The following is an 18,834-nucleotide window of genomic DNA, read 5'->3' as shown; positions in this document are numbered from 1 at the left end:
ATTATTTCTTAAGTTTAAGAACCAATTCTTCTTCAGGGGTAACATATACTGTCTGTTGATTATCGTAAATAACAAAGCCAGGCTTTGCACCGCTTGGTTTTTTAACATACCGCACCTTTGTATAATCTACTGGTACGGAACTGGAGTTTCGAGCTTTACTAAAATAGGCAGCTAATTTTGCTGCTTCATGCACAGTTGCTTCGGATGGTTCTTTACTGCGAATGACCACATGAGAGCCAGGAATGTCTTTGGTATGAAGCCAAATCTCATCTCTTGCAGCAAGTTTGTTGGTCAAATAATCATTTTGTTTATTATTTTTACCAACAATCATTTCAGTGCCATCAGAAGAAAGGTAATGGTCTAAAATAGGTTTAGCATTTGTTATCTTTTTCGCATTTCGTCTTTGGCGGTCGCGGATATATCCCCCTTCAACCAGTTCCTCGCGAATTTCCTGAATGTCTTTAGGGGAAGCTGACTGCACTTGCTGCAGTAAATTTTCAAAATAAAGGACTTCCTCACGAGCTTTGTCAATTTGTTCAATCACGATGGAAACAGAGTTTTTGGCCTTCTGGTATTTAGAAAAATATTTTTGGGCATTTTCTGATGGCGTTTTCCGTGGATCTAAGGGTATGACAACTGTGCCGCCCATTTCATCGTAATAATCAATTACTTCGATATCTTTCATCCCTTTTTTTGCAGCATAAAGATTTGCCGTTAACAATTCCCCAAAACGTTGAAGCTGATCTGCTTTTTCAGCCTCCCTTAATGTGCTCTCTAACTTTTCAATTTTTTTCTCATTTTTTTCTTTTTCATTGATGATTAACCGCTCAATATCATTTCCTTGCTGCTTTACCCTGTCCCGTTCAGCCTTTCCAAAATAAAAACGGTCAAGCATCTCGCTTAAGGTGGAAAAGGTTTTTACTTCTCCTTTAATATGCTGTAGAGGAAAGAGGTAGAACACTTCTTTATTATCTGTTGACATGATAGAAGGCACAAGCTCTCCACTCTTGATTCTTTCTATCAACTGAAGGAACGCTGTCGGTATGGTTGCTCGGTTAGCAATGCCGCTTTGGTAAATAACTTCTTTTGCGAATAATGGTGAGGTTCCAGCAAAATGCTCAACAATTTGCTTATCAAGCTTACCGCTATTAAAATCAATCTTTCTCAATATTTCATCAGTACCAACCATAAAAGGGTTTTGTTTGTTTTGTTCTGGCGGGTAAATATATGTCTGCCCTGGCAATATCGCTCTGTGACTATTTACCGCAAATGACACGTGCTTAACACTATCGAGAATGATATTCCTCGTTTTATCAACCAGTACAATATTACTGTGTCTTCCCATGATTTCGATGATTAGCTGTTTGTAGCTGACATCACCGATTTCATTCCTGCCCTTGATTTCAAAAATAATCATCCGATCATTTTCTACTTGGTATACATCCTCTAATATATAGCCCTCAATATGCTTTCTTAGCAGCATACAGAACATTGGCGGTTCGCTGGGGTTTTCATATGCTTCATTCGTTAGCTGTACACGTGCGTAGCTGGGGTGCGCTGAAAATAATAATTTTTGGTTCACTCCATTTGCGCGGATTGTTAGAATTACTTCATTTTTATAAGGCTGATGTACTTTGTTGATTCTGCCGCCTTTTAGAGTGCGCGTGAGTTCATCAACCATTGCTTTTGTAAATAAACCATCAAATGACATGGAAAACATCCTTTGCTTAATACATATTTATTTCTTAAGTATAACTTACAAGGTTAGAGTATGTCTTATTTTATCTTGTTCATGCGGATATCATAACTCTTCTTAATTATCATAGCATTTTTTGGGACGAGGCTGAATAAGCTTTCTTTAGAGCATGTCTCATATAATTAATGGGGGAAGTGAGATGGTCGGATGAAATTCCATGAGATGGAGATAAATCAAGTAGAAAAGGTCTTAGATACCGACTTTTCTTCTGGGTTATCACCAGAAGCAGTAAAGAAACGAGTTGCTCAACATGGGCTTAATGAATTGCAGGAAGGGGAAAAGCAATCTGCTTTGCTCTTGTTTTTTAGTCAGTTTAAAGATTTTATGGTCTTAGTGCTGCTTGCAGCCACGCTCTTATCAGGATTACTTGGTGAATATATCGATGCAATTGCGATTATTGCAATTGTGATTATTAATGGTTTTCTTGGATTTTTTCAAGAAAGACGAGCTGAGAGATCATTACAGGCTCTAAAGGAATTATCTGCGCCACAGGTTTCCGTGTTACGAGAAGGACAATGGGTGAAAATCCCTTCTAAAGAAATAGTTCCAGGAGATATCATTAAATTTTCAAGCGGAGACAGAATTGGCGCAGATGTAAGGATAATTGAATCCAGAAGTTTAGAAATCGAAGAGTCCGCACTTACGGGAGAGTCAGTGCCGGTATCTAAACATATAGATCCATTAAAGACAATTAACCCTGGGATTGGCGATATGGAAAATATTGCCTTCATGGGTACCATGATCACTAGGGGTAGTGGTGTTGGAGTCGTTATTGGAACAGGAATGAAAACAGCGATGGGCCAAATTGCCGATTTACTCCAAAATGCAGAAACGCAGGAAACTCCGCTGCAGCGTCGCTTGGAGCAGTTGGGAAAAATTTTGATAACAGTTGCTTTATTGTTAACCGTTCTTGTGGTTGCGATTGGAGTCTTACAAGGACATGAACTTTATACAATGTTCTTAGCGGGTGTTTCCCTTGCAGTAGCAGCAATTCCTGAGGGATTACCGGCAATTGTAACAGTTGCATTGTCTCTCGGGGTTCAAAAAATGATTAAGAAAAATGCGATAGTCAGAAAGCTGCCGGCAGTTGAAACACTTGGCTGTGCGTCGGTTATTTGTTCTGATAAAACGGGAACTATGACACAAAACAAAATGACTGTTACCCATTTATGGAGCGGTGGTAACACTTGGACAGTCGACGGTGTGGGCTATCAGCCTCGTGGTGATTTTTACCGCGGTAATACTCGTGTACTTCCAAAAGATGAAAAAGCCTTACAGCAAATGCTCATTTTTGGAATGATTTGCAATCACTCAGAATTAAAAATCAAAGATGAAGATTATATTCTTGACGGAGATCCAACAGAGGGTGCCTTGCTTGTTAGTGCTATGAAAGCGGGACTGGATCGTACAAATTTATTAGATGAGTTTACCATCATAAATGAATTCCCGTTTGACTCTGCGAGAAAAATGATGAGTATGCATGTGAAAGACAAGCAAGGCAGGAATTTTATTGTCACAAAAGGGGCACCCGATGTAATCATAGGTAAGAGCGAATCCATCCTTTGGGATGGTAAGACACAATATCTAGGACAAAGTGTTCAAAACCAAGTTCAAGAAGCTATCAATAACCTTGCTTCAAAAGCTCTTAGGACAATTGCGATTGCCTTTAAACCTATACCAGCGAATACCGTTATCCTTAGCGAACAGGAAGCAGAAAATAAATTAACCTTTATTGGTGTTCAAGGAATGATTGACCCGCCTAGACCAGAAGTTAAAGACGCGGTGAAAGAGTGTAAGGAAGCAGGAATAAAAACAGTAATGATTACAGGCGATCATGTGATAACGGCTAAAGCGATTGCCTCACAGCTGGGGATTTTAACGAAGAAAAGTATGGTTCTAGATGGAAATGCATTATCAAACATGTCTGTTGAGGAACTAGAGGAAGTAGTAGATGATGTATCTGTATTTGCTCGTGTTTCACCAGAGCATAAATTGAAAATTGTTAAGGCTTTACAAAATAGAGGTCATATTGTGGCAATGACGGGTGATGGTGTAAATGACGCACCAGCCATTAAAGCAGCAGATATCGGTGTGGCCATGGGAATTACCGGAACAGACGTAGCGAAAGAAGCCTCATCACTCGTACTTTTAGATGATAATTTTGCAACCATCAAGTCGGCAATTGAAGAAGGCAGAAACATCTATGAAAATATAAGGAAATTTGTCCGATACTTACTGGCTTCAAATGTAGGTGAAATTTTGGTTATGTTGTTTGCGATGATCTTAGCACTGCCGCTACCATTGGTTCCAATTCAAATTCTTTGGGTAAATTTAGTGACGGATGGACTGCCGGCAATGGCATTAGGATTGGACCGTCCTGAAGAGGATGTAATGAAACGAAAACCGCGCAGTCCAAATGAAGGTGTATTTTCTCGAGGATTAGGCTGGAAAGTCGTCTCAAGGGGTTTTCTTATTGGTATCGTTACCCTTTTAGCCTTTATAATTGTCTATAAACAGAATCCTGAAAACCTGCAATATGCACAAACGATTGCATTCGCAACCCTAGTGTTGGCACAGCTCATCCATGTATTTGATTGTAGAAGTGAAAAGTCGGTTTTATCTAGAAATCCATTTGGAAACCAATATCTTGTTTGGGCGGTTGTCTCATCTCTTGCTTTAATGATTGCAGTTATCTACTACCCGCCATTCCAGCCGATATTCCACACCTTACCAATCTTAGCAAAAGACTGGCTTTTGATTATCGGTCTATCATCTATACCAACTTTTTTACTAGCAGGAACATTTTTGTTAAGAAAAACAAAATAAAGTGTGTTATAATCCAAAAGGTAGTAGAGATGACTCTATTACCTTTTGTTAGTTTCCGCAAAAAAACAATATACTTTTACATAGTAGGTTAACCGCTCAGAAGATTGGAGTGTCCTTGATGGTTATAAGTATGACGGGCTTTGGGAGAAGCAGAATTTCCTCAGCCTCTTTTTCGGTAAATGTGGAAGTAAAAACAGTCAACCATCGTTTTAGTGAAATAAATGTTCGGATGCCGAGGCAGCTGTTAAAGGTAGAAGATAAGATTAAGAAAAAATTGAATCAGCATCTAAGGCGTGGCAGAGCTGAAGTCTATATAATGATAGAAGGGGAAGGTGCAGTTACTCGGAAAATCCAGGTTGATTGGAAGCTGCTCGAAGAATACTACCTGTTTATTAAAGAAGCACGTGATAAATTCAATATTGAAGGAAATGTTTTACTTCAAGATTTATTGACACGTAACGAATTTTTACATATCGAAGAAAATGATGCTGGCAACGAAGAATTGGAAAACTTAGTACTAAGAGCAACAGAAGAAGCAGTTTTACTATGTAAGCAAATGCGAATAACTGAAGGAGAAGAGCTAAAAAAGGATTTGCTCACTTCTTTATTACAATTAGACACAAATATAGACGATCTAAGAGGTTACGCCCCACTGGTTGCCTCCGCCTATAAAGAACGCTTAATGAAAAGAATTGAGGAACTAGTACAAGGCCAAATCGATGAAAGTCGTGTATTAACCGAAGTAGCGATTTTTGCTGATAAAATTGATATTAACGAGGAATTAACAAGGTTAAATAGCCACGTCCAGCAGTTTAAGCAAACATTAAATGAGATTGAGCCTATTGGAAGAAAACTTGATTTCCTTGTGCAGGAGATGAATAGGGAAGCTAATACCATTGGATCAAAAGCAAATGACTCAAATATTACTAAAAAAGTAGTTGAAATAAAAAGTTTGCTTGAGAAACTGAAGGAACAAGTTCAAAATATTGAATAAATGTGTTTAGAAATTGGTTGACTCGACCAAAATATATTATTGATGATTGGATGATAATCATGTCGATTAAATTGATTAATATTGGATTTGGAAATATCGTATCTGCCAATCGGATAATTTCAATTGTAAGCCCTGAATCTGCTCCGATAAAAAGGATTATCCAAGATGCACGTGATAGGGGTTCTTTGATTGATGCTACATATGGAAGACGTACACGTGCCGTAATTGTCATGGATAGTGATCATGTTATTTTATCAGCGGTACAGCCTGAAACGGTTGCCCATAGATTGGCAGACCGTGATGAAATTATAGATGAAGGGTAGGATTATAGAAAATGCAGGAAAAAGGATTACTAATCGTATTTTCTGGTCCCTCTGGTGTCGGAAAAGGTACCGTTAGAAAGGAAATATTTTCCCATCCGGACACGGCTTTTGAATACTCAATATCCGCAACAACCCGTGCACCTCGCCCTGGTGAAGTAAATGGGGTGGATTATTTTTTTAAGTCACGTCAAGAATTTGAAGAGTTAATTCAGCAAGGTAAACTTTTAGAGTATGCAGAATTTGTTGGCAATTATTATGGCACACCTGTAGATTATGTTCGTGAAACCTTAGATGCCGGGAAAGATGTTTTTTTAGAAATCGAGGTAAAGGGTGCGCGACAAGTTAGAGAAAAGTTTCCAGAAGGTTTATTTATATTCTTAATGCCTCCAAGTCTTTCCGAGTTAAAGAATCGGATTGTTACCAGAGGTACTGAAACAGAAGAGTTGATCAACAATCGGATGTTATCAGCACGTGAAGAAATTGAAATGATGGAATTATATGATTATGTGGTAGAGAATGATCAGGTAGAACTGGCATGTGAACGGGTAAAAGCAATTGTTGTCGCTGAACATTGCCGCCGGGAACGTGTGGAACACCGATATAAAAAATTACTGGAGGTTGAATAAATGTTATATCCTTCGATTGACTCATTACTAAATAAAATTGACTCAAAATACTCACTAGTTTCTGTTGCAGCAAAACGTGCCCGCTCCATGCAGCAAACACGTGATGAAAGATTACCTAAATATGTTTCCTATAAACACGTAGGAAAAGCTTTAGAGGAAATCTACAGCGGTGAGCTGACATATCGAATTCCAAATAAATCAGAAACAGGTGCTATTTACGGCAAAGATAGCAATATAGGCAAGTAATAATCGAGAAGGTCTGACGGCAGGATGTCAGCCTTTTTTTATTTTTTGTCGAAAAACGGTTGAAAAAGATGAAAAAAAAAAGTGTTTCTAGCATAATAAAAGAATAGATACTTGTGGAATAGAAGTGGGGGATCCGATGATGTTGGATAAAAAGATTTTATTGTGTGTATCAGGTGGAATTGCGGTGTATAAAGCGGCAGCTTTAACGAGCAAACTTGTCCAAGCTGGTGCTAAAGTAAGAGTAATACTAAGTGAATCTGCTGCAAAATTTGTTACCCCATTAACTTTTCAGGCGTTATCTCGAAATGATGTGTATACCGATACCTTTGATGAAAAAAATCCCAATGTGATTGCACACATTGATTTAGCTGATTGGGCCGATTTAATACTTGTAGCTCCTGCAACAGCCAATACGATAGGTAAGCTGGCAAATGGCATAGCTGATAATATGATTACCACCACCTTACTTGCCGCAACTGCTCCAGTTTGGATTGCCCCGGCGATGAATGTACATATGTATGACCATCCGGCAGTGAAAAAGAACATAACTATATTGGCCTCCTACGGTTACCGGTTTATTGAACCGAGTGAGGGCTATTTAGCGTGTGGCTATGTTGGTAAGGGACGTTTAGAGGAACCCGAGAAAATTGTTGAATTAATCAAACAGAATTTTCTTAAAAACAGCTCTTTAAAGTTAAAAGGGAAAACCGTGCTAATTACTGCTGGTCCAACAAGGGAAAAGATTGACCCTGTCCGTTTTATTACCAACCATTCTACAGGAAAAATGGGATACGCTCTTGCCGAAGCTGCAAAGAAAGAGGGCGCGAAAGTAATATTAGTTTCAGGACCGGTCCATTTAACTCCTCCCGCTGGTGTAGATATAGTTAATATTGAAAGTGCAGATGAGATGTATCATGCCGTGATGAAAAACTTTGATGACGCGGATATTATTATAAAAACAGCTGCAGTCGCTGATTACACTCCTAAAGTTTCTTATGAACATAAGATGAAAAAACAGCCTGGGGACAAAGCGATTGAACTTGAAAGAACGAAAGATATTTTATTTGAGCTAGGAACAAAAAAAAGAAATCAGATTCTAATTGGATTCGCAGCGGAAACGGAAAATGTTGAAGAATATGCGCTTAAAAAATTAAAGTCCAAAAATGCAGATATGATTGTAGCGAATAATGTGAAGGCAGAAGGTGCTGGTTTTGGCAGGGATACAAACATCGTGACGCTCTTTAAGCGTGACGGAACCAAGATTGAGCTGCCTTTAATGTCAAAGCTTGAGGTTGCACATAAGATTATCGAAGAAATCGTTGTATTACCAAAGGATTTGGAATCTAATGAAAATTGCTAGTGTTATTGTTGATGTGCCTGCAAAACAAACGGATAGGGCGTTTGATTACTTAATCCCAACCGAATGGATAGAGACGATCCAGCCCGGGATGAGGGTAATAGTCCCCTTTGGTCCAAGGAAAATTCAAGGCTTTGTTACTGAGATAAAAGCAGATTCAGAATTTAAGAAACTCCGTGAAATTATTGAACCGATGGACTTAGAACCTGTTCTTAATCGGGAATTACTTGATCTCGGTAATTGGCTGACTATTAATACGTTGTGCTTTAAAATTTATGCCTATCAAGCAATGCTCCCAGCTGCATTAAAAGCGAAGTATGAAAAGAAGGTAAAGCTTTCCACAGGGGTAAAACTAAATCAATTACCTGCGCAGCTTCAAGAAGTATTTAAAAATCAAGAAGCGATACAATGGGATGACGCCTTAGAGAATGGTTTAGTTCCAATTCTCCAAAGAGAAGCTGCTAAAGGGCTGTTAGAAGTTCTTTATATAGTGAAAGAAAAACTAAAGAAAAAGAAATTAAAATATGTCATTCCTTTGCTTTCCTCAGGAGATTTGGAAACAGCGAGTAATGGCCTTCCTCAAAAGGCTGAAAAACAAAAAGAGGTTTTAAGGTATTTTGTTGAACACAGTGACCCGGTGGAATTGAGACAGTTGTTATCACATTTAAACATTTCATCATCAACTGTAAAAGCACTAGTTGAAAAGGGATTTCTTGCTGAACAAGACATGGAAGTTTATCGTGATCCTTATGAAAATCGCACATTTACACGAACCGAGCCTCTGCTCTTAACAGAAGACCAGCAGCGAGCGATGGTTCCAATTCTAGGAAGTATAGAAAATAAACGCCATGAGGTGTTTTTGCTTTATGGGGTAACTGGCAGCGGGAAAACTGAAATTTACTTGCAAACCATTCAAGATGTCATTGAAAAAGGCAAAGAGGCGATTGTACTTGTACCAGAAATTGCTTTAACTCCTCAAATGGTTAATCGCTTTAAGGGCCGTTTTGGGAATTTAGTAGCGGTATTGCACAGCGGACTTTCTGCTGGTGAAAAATATGATGAATGGCGGAAGATTCAACGTAAAGAGGTTAAAGTGGTAGTCGGTGCAAGGTCAGCCATCTTTGCTCCTTTTGAGAACCTGGGCATTATTATTATTGATGAGGAACATGAAACAAGCTACAAGCAGGAAGAAATGCCGCGTTATCATGCGCGAGATGTAGCGATAGAACGAGCGCAAAATAATCAATGCCCAGTTGTACTTGGGAGCGCAACTCCAGCACTTGAGTCATTTGCAAGAGCACAAAAAGGGGTTTACACACTATTATCCCTGCCGAACCGGATGAATAAGAGGGCATTGCCGGCAGTAGAAATTGTTGATATGCGGGAGGAACTTAGAGCTGGTAATCGCTCTATGTTTTCGAGGAAATTGTTTGAATTACTAAAAGAGCGAATTGAAAGAAAAGAGCAGTCTGTATTATTTCTAAACAAACGCGGGCACTCCTCATTTGTTATGTGCAGGGATTGCGGGTATGTGATGAATTGCCCGAATTGTGATATTTCCTTAACCTATCACAAGGTTAAGGATCAAATGAAATGCCATTATTGCGGTTTTGAAAGCTATGTACCTATCCAGTGCCCTGAGTGCGCAAGTGATTATATCCGTTATTTTGGTACAGGAACACAAAAGGTTGAAGAAGAACTGGGGAAAATTCTTCCTGAGGCAAAAGTAATTCGTATGGATGTTGATACTACTGGGCAAAAGGGAGCCCATGAAAGGCTGTTAAAGGAATTCCATGAAGGAAAAGCTGATATTCTTTTAGGTACGCAAATGATTGCTAAAGGATTGGATTTTCCGAATATTACGCTTGTTGGCGTACTTTCAGCAGATACGATGCTCCATTTACCGGATTTCCGCTCCTCTGAAAAAACATTTCAGCTATTAACACAAGTTAGCGGCAGGGCAGGGCGCCATGAATTACCCGGGGAAGTCATAATCCAAACTTATACACCGGAGCATTATAGTGTAGAGCTGGCCGGAACACAGGATTATGATCGCTTTTACCACAGGGAAATGATGATGAGAAAAGCTCATCATTACCCGCCCTTTTATTATCTGTCCTTAATCACAATAAGTCATGAAGAATTAATGACTGTTGTTTCGGCAACTGAAAAAATCGCTGCTTTTGTCAGGTCACGTCTGTCCAATCATGCAGTCGTTCTGGGTCCTGCTGCGTCACCAATCCCGCGAATCAATAACCGCTACCGCTATCATTGCCTAATAAAATATAAGCGTGAACCGGAGCTTAATAAGACATTAAAAGCCATACTCGACCAATACCAAAGCGACCCAAAAAGCGGCTTACTTGTATCAATCGATGTAAACCCATTTATTTTAATGTAAGAAACCAAATATCGTTGATATAAAAGGTTATGAAAGAGTAATTTGGGTGAAAATGTATAGTAATTAATAATAAAGATAAAAGAATCGGACAACTACGATTTTAGATGGAGGAACACCTTTGGCGATTAGAAAAATTGTAATGTACCCAGCTGAGGTACTTGAAAAAAATTGCAGACCTGTAGAAAAGTTTGACAGAAAGCTTGCTAAATTGCTTGATGATATGTATGACACCATGATTGAACATGATGGTGTTGGACTTGCGGCGCCACAAATTGGAATAGATGAACGAATCGCAATTGTTGATATTGATGATGAGTACGGTACGATTGAGATGATTAATCCACGTATTATCAATACATCAGGAGAGCAAACGGGTCCTGAAGGCTGTTTAAGCTTCCCAGACCTTTTTGGAGAAGTAACCAGACCCAATTATGTGAAAATCGAGGCATTTGATCGAAAAGGAAAAAAATTCACCCTCGAAGCTGAAGAATTTCTGGCAAGGGCAATACAACATGAAATCGATCATTTAGACGGGGTATTATTCACATCTAAAGTAAGCCGATATCTTGAAGAAGATGAGTTAAAAGGAGTAGAAAGTGAATGACGAGAATCGTTTTTATGGGTACCCCAGACTTTTCAGTACCCGTGCTGCAAAGAATAATAAATGACGGTTATGAGGTTATAGGTGTTGTTACCCAGCCAGATCGACCGGTTGGCAGAAAAAAAGTACTAACACCGCCGCCTGTCAAAGTTGAAGCATTGAAGCATGGTATCCCAGTGTATCAACCTGAAAAAATCCGCCAAAAAGAGGAATTGGAAAAGATCATTTCTTTAAATCCCGATTTGATCATTACAGCGGCTTTCGGACAAATATTACCGAAAGAAATATTAGAAGCACCAGCACATGGCTGTATTAACGTCCATGCCTCGCTTCTTCCAGAACTTCGCGGCGGAGCACCCATTCATTATGCTCTCATCCAAGGCAAAAAGAAAACAGGGATCACCATTATGTATATGGTTGAAAAGCTGGACGCCGGTGACATTTTAACTCAAGTAGAAGTAGAGATTACTGAGGAAGATAATGTGGGTAGCCTTCATACAAAGCTAAGCAAGGCTGGGGCTGAACTTTTATCAGAAACTCTGCCCAATTTATTAAAAGGAAAATTAACGCCTATTCCACAGGATAATGCGAAAGCAACATTTGCTTCTAATATTAAGCGCGAGCAGGAAAAAATTGATTGGTCCAAAACGGGCGAAGAGATTTATAATCATATCCGCGGCTTAAACCCCTGGCCAGTTGCTTTTACAACCCTTGATGGTCAAACGTTAAAAGTGTGGCGTTCAGAGAAGGTCACAGGTATAGATAACCGGGAGCCTGGAACCATCTTAAAGAACGACCCTGATGGCCTAACTGTATCAACGGGTAATGAAACAGCTATTAAGATTAAAGAACTGCAGCCTTCTGGAAAAACGAAAATGACATGTGAAGAATTTTACAGAGGTGCAGGTTCGAAAATCTTAGTTGGCAGCAAACTAGGAGAATAAAATGACCAATAAAAAGAAAAATGTACGTGAAGCAGCGGTGGAATTACTGGAGAACATTGAAAAAAATCAATCTTACAGTAACTTACTGTTAAATAGTACCATTGAAAAAAACAAAATTCCCTCTATTGATATCGGTCTGCTGACAGAGTTAACATATGGAACATTACAAAGAAAGATGGCGCTCGACTACTATCTAAAACCCTTTATAAAAAACAGCAAAAAGTTGGAAAATTGGGTGCACCAGCTATTAAGGATAACACTCTATCAAATGGTATACCTTGATAAGATTCCTGATAGAGCAGCCATATATGAAGCAGTCGAAATTGCTAAAAAGCGAGGACACAAAGGGATTTCAGGAATGGTAAATGGTGTGCTGAGAAGTATTCAGCGTGAGGGACTCCCATCATTGGATCAAGTTAGTGATCCCATTGAAAAGCTATCAATCGAAACGAGCCACCCAGAATGGCTGGTTAAGAGGTGGGTTGAGCAATTTGGTTTTGAAAGAACAAAAGAAATGTGTGAGATCAACCTAACGGCGCCACTGCAAACAGCGAGGGTAAACCTAACAAAAACGACTGTCCGTGAAGTGATTGAGGATCTTGATGAAGAAGGATTTCTAGTTGAAAAAAGTCCTGTTATTCCGGAAGCTATTAGGGCTTTGAGGGGAAATTTGGCACTTTCAAGGGCGTTTAAAAAAGGCATGATTACCATACAGGACGAAAGTTCAATGCTGGCTGCCTATGCACTAGCTCCAAATGAAAACGAATTGATTTTGGATGCCTGTGCCGCTCCTGGCGGAAAAACGACTCATATTGCAGAAACAATGAAATTAACTGGCGGAGTAATTTCGCTCGATTTACATGAACATAAAGTAAAATTAATTAATGAAAATGCTAAACGTTTAGGTTTGGGTAATATAAGGACAATTGCAATGGATTCACGCAAGGCAGGAGAACAGTTTCAAGAGGAGTATTTTGATAGAATCCTCCTCGATGCCCCGTGTTCAGGGTTGGGTGTTATGAGAAGGAAACCTGACATGAAATATACCAAAAAAGAACAAGATCTTTATCAATTAAGTACGATTCAACAAAATTTATTAAACTCGGTCTCACCTTTAGTGAAAAAAGGTGGAATTCTTGTCTACAGTACGTGTACAGTAGATAAAGAAGAAAATGAAGGTACAGTCTTAAAATTTTTACAAGAGCATCCTGAATTTGAGACAGATGCTTCATTAAAAGGAAGAATGCCAGAGGCAATTCAACCATTGGTAACAGATGGTTATTTACAAATACTTCCCCAGGATATTGGCTCTGACGGATTCTTTATCGTATGCTTAAGAAAGAAGGTGTAACAGTTGGAACAATTAAATACAACTGAGAACAATACAACATTGGACATAAAAAAAACTTCTATTTATTCCCTGCAGCTTCATGAACTCAAGGAATGGCTGACTAATAATGGTGAAAAGCCTTTCCGTGGTGAGCAAATCTTTGACTGGCTATACAAAAAAAGAGTTTCTTCTTTTGAAGATATGAATAATTTATCAAAAGGTTTACGTGATAAGCTATCAGAGAATTTTCAAATTACCACATTAAAAACGGTTATAAAGCAATCGTCTTCTGACGGTACCATTAAATTTCTGTTTGAACTTCACGACGGGTACTCTATTGAGACTGTTTTAATGCGACATGATTATGGCAATTCGGTTTGTGTAACAACGCAAGTTGGCTGCCGGATTGGATGTACCTTCTGTGCTTCCACACTTGGAGGGCTTAAGCGTCATTTAGAAGCTGGTGAAATTGTTGCACAGGTTGTAACAGTTCAGCAAGCTCTTGACGAAACAGACGAGCGTGTCAGCTCAGTAGTTATTATGGGGATAGGCGAACCGTTCGACAATTATGATAACATGATGTCGTTTCTAAAAATCATTAATCATGACAAAGGATTGATGATTGGTGCACGTCATATAACAGTTTCCACCAGCGGAATTGTACCGAAAATTTATCAATTTGCTGATGAAAATATGCAAATTAATTTTGCGATTTCACTTCATGCGCCTAACACTGAATTAAGGTCTCGGTTAATGCCTATCAACAGGGCATATAAACTAGATGACTTAATGAAATCTGTAAGGTATTATATCGATAAGACGGGGCGTCGAATTAGTTTTGAATACGGACTTTTTGGCGGTGTTAATGATTCAGTTGAACATGCAGAAGAATTAGCATCCTTATTAAAAGGACTGAAATGCCATGTTAACCTAATTCCTGTTAATTATGTTCCAGAGAGGGACTATGTACGTACCCCAAAGGATAAAATCTTTGCATTTGAAAAAACACTCAAAAATCGCGGTATTAATGTAACCATTCGCCGGGAGCAGGGTCACGACATTGACGCAGCATGTGGACAACTTCGTGCAAAGGAGCGAAAAGAAGAGACGAGGTGACAGCGTTGAAAGCTGTGTATAAGACGGATGTAGGGAGAATTCGAAAGAATAACGAAGATAGTGTTGGTATATTTTTAAACCGAGACGGGCAGCGCCTTGCCATCGTAGCTGATGGTATGGGCGGTCACCGTGCTGGTGACGTGGCTAGCACAATGACATTAACCACTTTAAAAGAGATGTGGGAGGAATCTGAAGGGATTCAAACTGCAGAACAAGCGGAAGTTTGGTTAAAAACAAAGATTATTCAAGTCAACAGGGTTTTATTTGACCATGCAAACAGCCATGATGAATGTGATGGAATGGGTACTACGATTGAAGCTGTTATTACTACGCATCTATTCGCTACCATAGCGCATGTTGGTGATAGCCGTTGTTATATACTAAATGAATCGGGATTCCAGCAATTGACGGAAGATCATACTCTGGTGAATGAATTAGTTCGCACTGGGCAAATATCAAAAGAGGACGCCGAACATCATCCCAGAAAGAATGTTATCATGCGGGCTCTTGGAACTGAACTGAATGTCTCAATAGATATTAAAACCATTACGTTTGAAGAAGGGGACATTCTCTTATTATGCTCTGACGGACTTTCAAACAAAGTAAGTGAAGCAGAACTTGCTGAAATACTAAAGAACGAGGATGACTTAGAGAAAAAATCAAATTTATTAATCTCTATCGCTAATGAGCGTGGCGGCGAGGATAACATTTCACTGGCGATTGTTGAGTTTTCTGATACCGGCGAGGGTGATTTATAATGTTGATTGGAAAACGCTTAAGCGGTCGATATAAGGTGTTAGAAATGATTGGTGGCGGTGGAATGGCAAATGTCTATTTAGCCCATGACATGATTCTTGACCGTGATGTTGCCGTGAAAATGCTTCGCCTTGATTTTGCCAATGATGAGGATTTTATTCGCAGATTTCGCAGAGAAGCACAATCTGCGACAAGCTTAGCTCATCCTAGTATCGTAAGTATTTATGATGTTGGAGAAGAGGATGATCTTTATTTTATTGTAATGGAATATGTTGAGGGTCAAACACTTAAACAATACATACAACAAAATTCACCGTTACAAGTTGAAGAAACAATTGAAATTATGAAACAATTGACATCAGCTATTTCGCATGCCCATCAAAACCATATTATACACAGAGATATCAAGCCGCAAAATATTCTTGTTGACCGCTTTGGTAATGTGAAAATTACAGATTTTGGCATTGCTATGGCTCTAAGTGCAACAAGTATTACTCAAACGAATTCTGTATTGGGGTCGGTACACTATTTGTCACCTGAACAAGCGCGTGGAGGTATGGCAAATAGGAAATCGGATATTTATTCCCTTGGAATTGTCATGTTTGAATTATTAACCGGCAGACTTCCCTTTTCAGGAGAATCTGCAGTCTCAATTGCATTAAAACATTTGCAATCAGAAACTCCTTCCGTAAGAAGGTGGAATCCGAACGTTCCACAAAGTGTTGAAAATATCGTGTTAAAGGCGACTGCCAAGGATTCCTTTCATCGGTATAACAGTGTTGATGAAATGGAGGAAGATTTAAGAACAGCACTTGATTCACAGAGAATAAATGAAGCGAAATTTGTAATTCCTACTGATGATGAAGCAACAAAAGCGATTCCCATCATAACGAATGACCGTCCGTTGCAAAATCTTGATGAAACGTTAGTTCATAGTGATAAAATTTCAGACAATGTCAAGAAAGATACAGTAAAAAAAGCGAAAGACAAGAAAAAACGTAAAAAGTGGCCTATTATATTAATTTCAACCTTTTTATTGTTACTATTGCTGGGAATATTCACTATTACAGTCTTACCAGACTTATTATCCCCTAAAGATGTAAGCATACCTGATATCAGCGGGATGGAACTAGAAGAAGCAATTGCCAAATTGGAAGCTTCAGGTCTTAAGGCAGGCGAGGAAGAAGAAATACCTGATGATGAAATTGAAGAGGGGAGAGTCATCAAAACAAGTCCTGAAGCGGAAAGTACGGTAAAAGAAAATACATCTGTCAAAATATTTGTAAGTACTGGTAAGGAAAAGATAGAACTAGAAGATTATGTTGAAAGAAGCTATGATGATGTAATTCCTTTATTGGAGGATCTGAACTTTAAAGATATTAATACTACTGAAGTTTTTGATGATAGTGAGGCTGGTACAATTCTTAGCCAAGAGCCTGAAGCAGGTCAAGAAATAATTCCTGATGAAACTATATTAATATTTGAAGTAAGTAAGGGGCCAGAACCAATCGTCTTAAGAGACTTAACACAATACAGCACAAAGGGTGCACAGGAATATTTAGATTCTGTTGGACTTAAATTTGAAATTTCAGAAGAAAAGTATGATGATTTGATTCCTAAGGGCAGCATTATTTCGCAGTCACCTCTGCCTAATACGGAAATGAAAATGGGTGACAAGGTTTCAGTTGTTATTTCAAAAGGCAAGGAAGAAAAACCGCCTAAAGATGTAACGAGAGATATCACAATTGAGTACAATCCTATAGTACCAGGGCAAAAACAGAGAGTCCTTATTTATATTGAGGACATGACTCATAGTATGACCGAGCCTGCGGAAGACTTTGAAATTACTACTACAACGAGAGTCCCAATCACATTGAAGATTCCATTTGATGGAAAAGGTGGGTACAGAGTCCAACTTGATGATCGGGTTATTGCGCAAGAAACGTTGAATTATCAAGAGTTAGAATAAACTTCAAGGAGTGTGGCTATGCCTGAAGGGAAAATTGTTAAAGCATTAAGTGGTTTTTATTACGTACTGCATGATGGAGTAATGATTCAATGCCGGGGTAGAGGTGTATTTCGAAAAAACAAGATTACACCACTTGTCGGTGATGAAGTCGTTTTTCAGGCTGAAAATGAACGTGATGGTTATATTATGGAAGTTAAGGAAAGAAAGAATGAACTGGTTCGTCCGCCTATAGCAAATGTCGATCAGGCCATTCTCGTCTTTTCCGCCGTCGAACCTGATTTTAGTACCGTATTATTAGACCGTTTTCTTGTCCTTGTTGAATATAATCATATTAAACCACTTATATGCATCACAAAGATGGATTTAACAAATGACAACGAAAAGCAGGGCATTAATGAATATGCTGATCATTATAGAAACATAGGTTATGAAGTATTACTGACTTCATCCGAAACAGAAGCGGGTATTGAAGGATTGACTCCACATGTCGAAGATAAAATATCAGTTTTCGCTGGTCAATCAGGTGTCGGAAAATCCTCACTTTTAAATGTATTACGACCCGATCTTGAACTAAAAACTAACGATATTTCCTCACATTTAGGCAGAGGAAAGCACACTACCCGGCATGTTGAATTAATTAGTATTGGCAGTGGCCTAATTGCAGATACACCGGGTTTTAGTTCTTTAGAATTCACCGATATCGAAGCTGAGGAATTGACGTATTGCTTTCCGGAAATGGCAAGAGAAAGTGAAAATTGTAAATTTCGAGCCTGTTTACATATTAGTGAGCCTAAATGTGCTGTGAAAGCAGCAGTTGAATCTCAAACCATTACTCAATACCGCTATCAACATTATGTTGATTTCCTTCAAGAAATAAAAGAAAGAAAGCCGAGGTATTAAAATGCTGAAAATTGCACCTTCCATCCTTTCTGCTGATTTCGCCAAATTAGGTGAAGAAATAACTGCAGTTGAAAGGGCTGGGGCTGACTATATCCATGTTGATGTAATGGACGGTCATTTTGTTCCAAATATTACAATAGGACCATTAATTGTGGAGGCAATTCGTCCCGTTACAAAGCTTCCGCTAGACGTACATCTAATGATTGATAACCCTGACCAATATATTGAAGCCTTTGCGAAAGCAGGAGCAGATTACATTACCGTTCATGTTGAAGCATGCAGACATCTTCATCGGACGATCCATCATATTAAGTCATTTGGAATTAAAGCGGGAGTGGTGTTAAATCCAGCAACTCCTGTTAACACCATTGAGCATATTTTAAAAGATATTGATATGGTGTTGTTAATGTCCGTTAATCCAGGGTTCGGCGGTCAAAAATTCATTCCGGAAGTCCTGCCTAAAATTAGAAAAGTAAAGGAAATGGCAGACTCAATTGGAAAAGAAATTGAAATTGAAATTGATGGCGGAGTAAATTCAGAAACGGCAAAATTATGTGTAGAGGCAGGAGCGAATGTTCTTGTAGCTGGATCTGCTATTTATGATCAAGAGGACTACGCAGCAGCGATCTCGTTAATAAGGGGATAAAAAGTACAAAGCCGGCTAAAATGCTGGCTTTTTGCGTAGTAAA

16 protein-coding genes are annotated in these 18,834 nt (G+C 38.9%); 15 read left to right on the top strand and 1 reads right to left on the bottom strand.

The annotated features are described in order from the left end of the window. Position 1: 1 nt before the first annotated feature. The gene (locus tag QFZ31_RS12925; protein WP_307303355.1) at positions 2–1,711 is read right to left on the bottom strand and encodes an NFACT family protein; all 1,710 of its coding nucleotides are present in this window, start codon (positions 1,709–1,711) and stop codon (positions 2–4) included. A gap of 192 nt (positions 1,712–1,903) precedes the next feature. Between QFZ31_RS12925 and QFZ31_RS12920 the strand changes: the two genes are divergently transcribed. The 15 genes from QFZ31_RS12920 to rpe all read left to right on the top strand — a co-directional run bounded on the left by QFZ31_RS12920 (position 1,904) and on the right by rpe (position 18,791). Then, positions 1,904–4,582 carry a calcium-translocating P-type ATPase, SERCA-type gene (locus QFZ31_RS12920; RefSeq protein WP_307303353.1) on the top strand — a complete coding sequence of 893 codons (2,679 nt, stop codon included), beginning with the start codon at positions 1,904–1,906 and terminating at the stop codon, positions 4,580–4,582. 118 nt (positions 4,583–4,700) lie between these two features. Beyond that, positions 4,701–5,576, top strand: coding sequence for a YicC/YloC family endoribonuclease (locus QFZ31_RS12915; protein ID WP_307303351.1), 876 nt, complete (start codon positions 4,701–4,703; stop codon positions 5,574–5,576). A 59-nt stretch (positions 5,577–5,635) separates the two neighbouring features. Continuing rightward, the gene (gene remA, locus QFZ31_RS12910) at positions 5,636–5,899 is read left to right on the top strand and encodes an extracellular matrix/biofilm regulator RemA (protein WP_095247706.1); all 264 of its coding nucleotides are present in this window, start codon (positions 5,636–5,638) and stop codon (positions 5,897–5,899) included. Between the two features lie 11 nt (positions 5,900–5,910). Continuing rightward, positions 5,911–6,525 carry a guanylate kinase gene (gmk, locus tag QFZ31_RS12905; protein WP_063251625.1) on the top strand — a complete coding sequence of 205 codons (615 nt, stop codon included), beginning with the start codon at positions 5,911–5,913 and terminating at the stop codon, positions 6,523–6,525. Next, positions 6,526–6,771, top strand: coding sequence for a DNA-directed RNA polymerase subunit omega (rpoZ, locus tag QFZ31_RS12900; RefSeq protein WP_307303349.1), 246 nt, complete (start codon positions 6,526–6,528; stop codon positions 6,769–6,771). A 136-nt stretch (positions 6,772–6,907) separates the two neighbouring features. Continuing rightward, the gene (gene coaBC / locus QFZ31_RS12895) at positions 6,908–8,131 is read left to right on the top strand and encodes a bifunctional phosphopantothenoylcysteine decarboxylase/phosphopantothenate--cysteine ligase CoaBC (RefSeq protein WP_307303347.1); all 1,224 of its coding nucleotides are present in this window, start codon (positions 6,908–6,910) and stop codon (positions 8,129–8,131) included. Next, the gene (gene priA, locus QFZ31_RS12890; RefSeq protein ID WP_307303345.1) at positions 8,118–10,529 is read left to right on the top strand and encodes a primosomal protein N'; all 2,412 of its coding nucleotides are present in this window, start codon (positions 8,118–8,120) and stop codon (positions 10,527–10,529) included. Before coaBC ends, priA begins: the two co-directional genes overlap by 14 nt. Positions 10,530–10,647: 118 nt before the next feature. Beyond that, the gene (def, locus tag QFZ31_RS12885) at positions 10,648–11,133 is read left to right on the top strand and encodes a peptide deformylase (RefSeq protein WP_307303343.1); all 486 of its coding nucleotides are present in this window, start codon (positions 10,648–10,650) and stop codon (positions 11,131–11,133) included. Continuing rightward, entirely contained in the window at positions 11,130–12,074 is a 945-nt protein-coding gene (fmt, locus tag QFZ31_RS12880; RefSeq protein WP_307303342.1) for a methionyl-tRNA formyltransferase, read from the top strand. The genes def and fmt overlap by 4 nt, the downstream gene beginning before the upstream one ends. 1 nt (position 12,075) lies before the next feature. After that, positions 12,076–13,425, top strand: coding sequence for a 16S rRNA (cytosine(967)-C(5))-methyltransferase RsmB (gene rsmB / locus QFZ31_RS12875; protein ID WP_307303341.1), 1,350 nt, complete (start codon positions 12,076–12,078; stop codon positions 13,423–13,425). A 3-nt stretch (positions 13,426–13,428) separates the two neighbouring features. After that, positions 13,429–14,520 (top strand): 23S rRNA (adenine(2503)-C(2))-methyltransferase RlmN, encoded by a 1,092-nt coding sequence (gene rlmN, locus QFZ31_RS12870; protein WP_179597242.1) that lies wholly within the window; start codon positions 13,429–13,431, stop codon positions 14,518–14,520. 5 nt (positions 14,521–14,525) lie between these two features. Then, the gene (locus tag QFZ31_RS12865; RefSeq protein WP_307303339.1) at positions 14,526–15,278 is read left to right on the top strand and encodes a Stp1/IreP family PP2C-type Ser/Thr phosphatase; all 753 of its coding nucleotides are present in this window, start codon (positions 14,526–14,528) and stop codon (positions 15,276–15,278) included. After that, positions 15,278–17,245, top strand: a complete 1,968-nt coding sequence (gene pknB, locus QFZ31_RS12860) for a Stk1 family PASTA domain-containing Ser/Thr kinase (protein ID WP_307303337.1) — start codon at positions 15,278–15,280, stop codon at positions 17,243–17,245. Before QFZ31_RS12865 ends, pknB begins: the two co-directional genes overlap by 1 nt. A gap of 18 nt (positions 17,246–17,263) precedes the next feature. Next, the gene (gene rsgA, locus QFZ31_RS12855; protein ID WP_307303335.1) at positions 17,264–18,145 is read left to right on the top strand and encodes a ribosome small subunit-dependent GTPase A; all 882 of its coding nucleotides are present in this window, start codon (positions 17,264–17,266) and stop codon (positions 18,143–18,145) included. Position 18,146: 1 nt separating this feature from the next. Continuing rightward, entirely contained in the window at positions 18,147–18,791 is a 645-nt protein-coding gene (gene rpe, locus QFZ31_RS12850; RefSeq protein ID WP_307303334.1) for a ribulose-phosphate 3-epimerase, read from the top strand. Positions 18,792–18,834: the final 43 nt, after the last annotated feature.

It is taken from the genome of Neobacillus niacini, assembly GCF_030817595.1.
Lineage (GTDB): Bacteria > Bacillota > Bacilli > Bacillales > Cytobacillaceae > Neobacillus > Neobacillus niacini_G.
The sequence above is the reverse complement of the archived record's forward strand: the minus strand, read 5'-3'. Positions and strand labels throughout refer to the sequence as shown.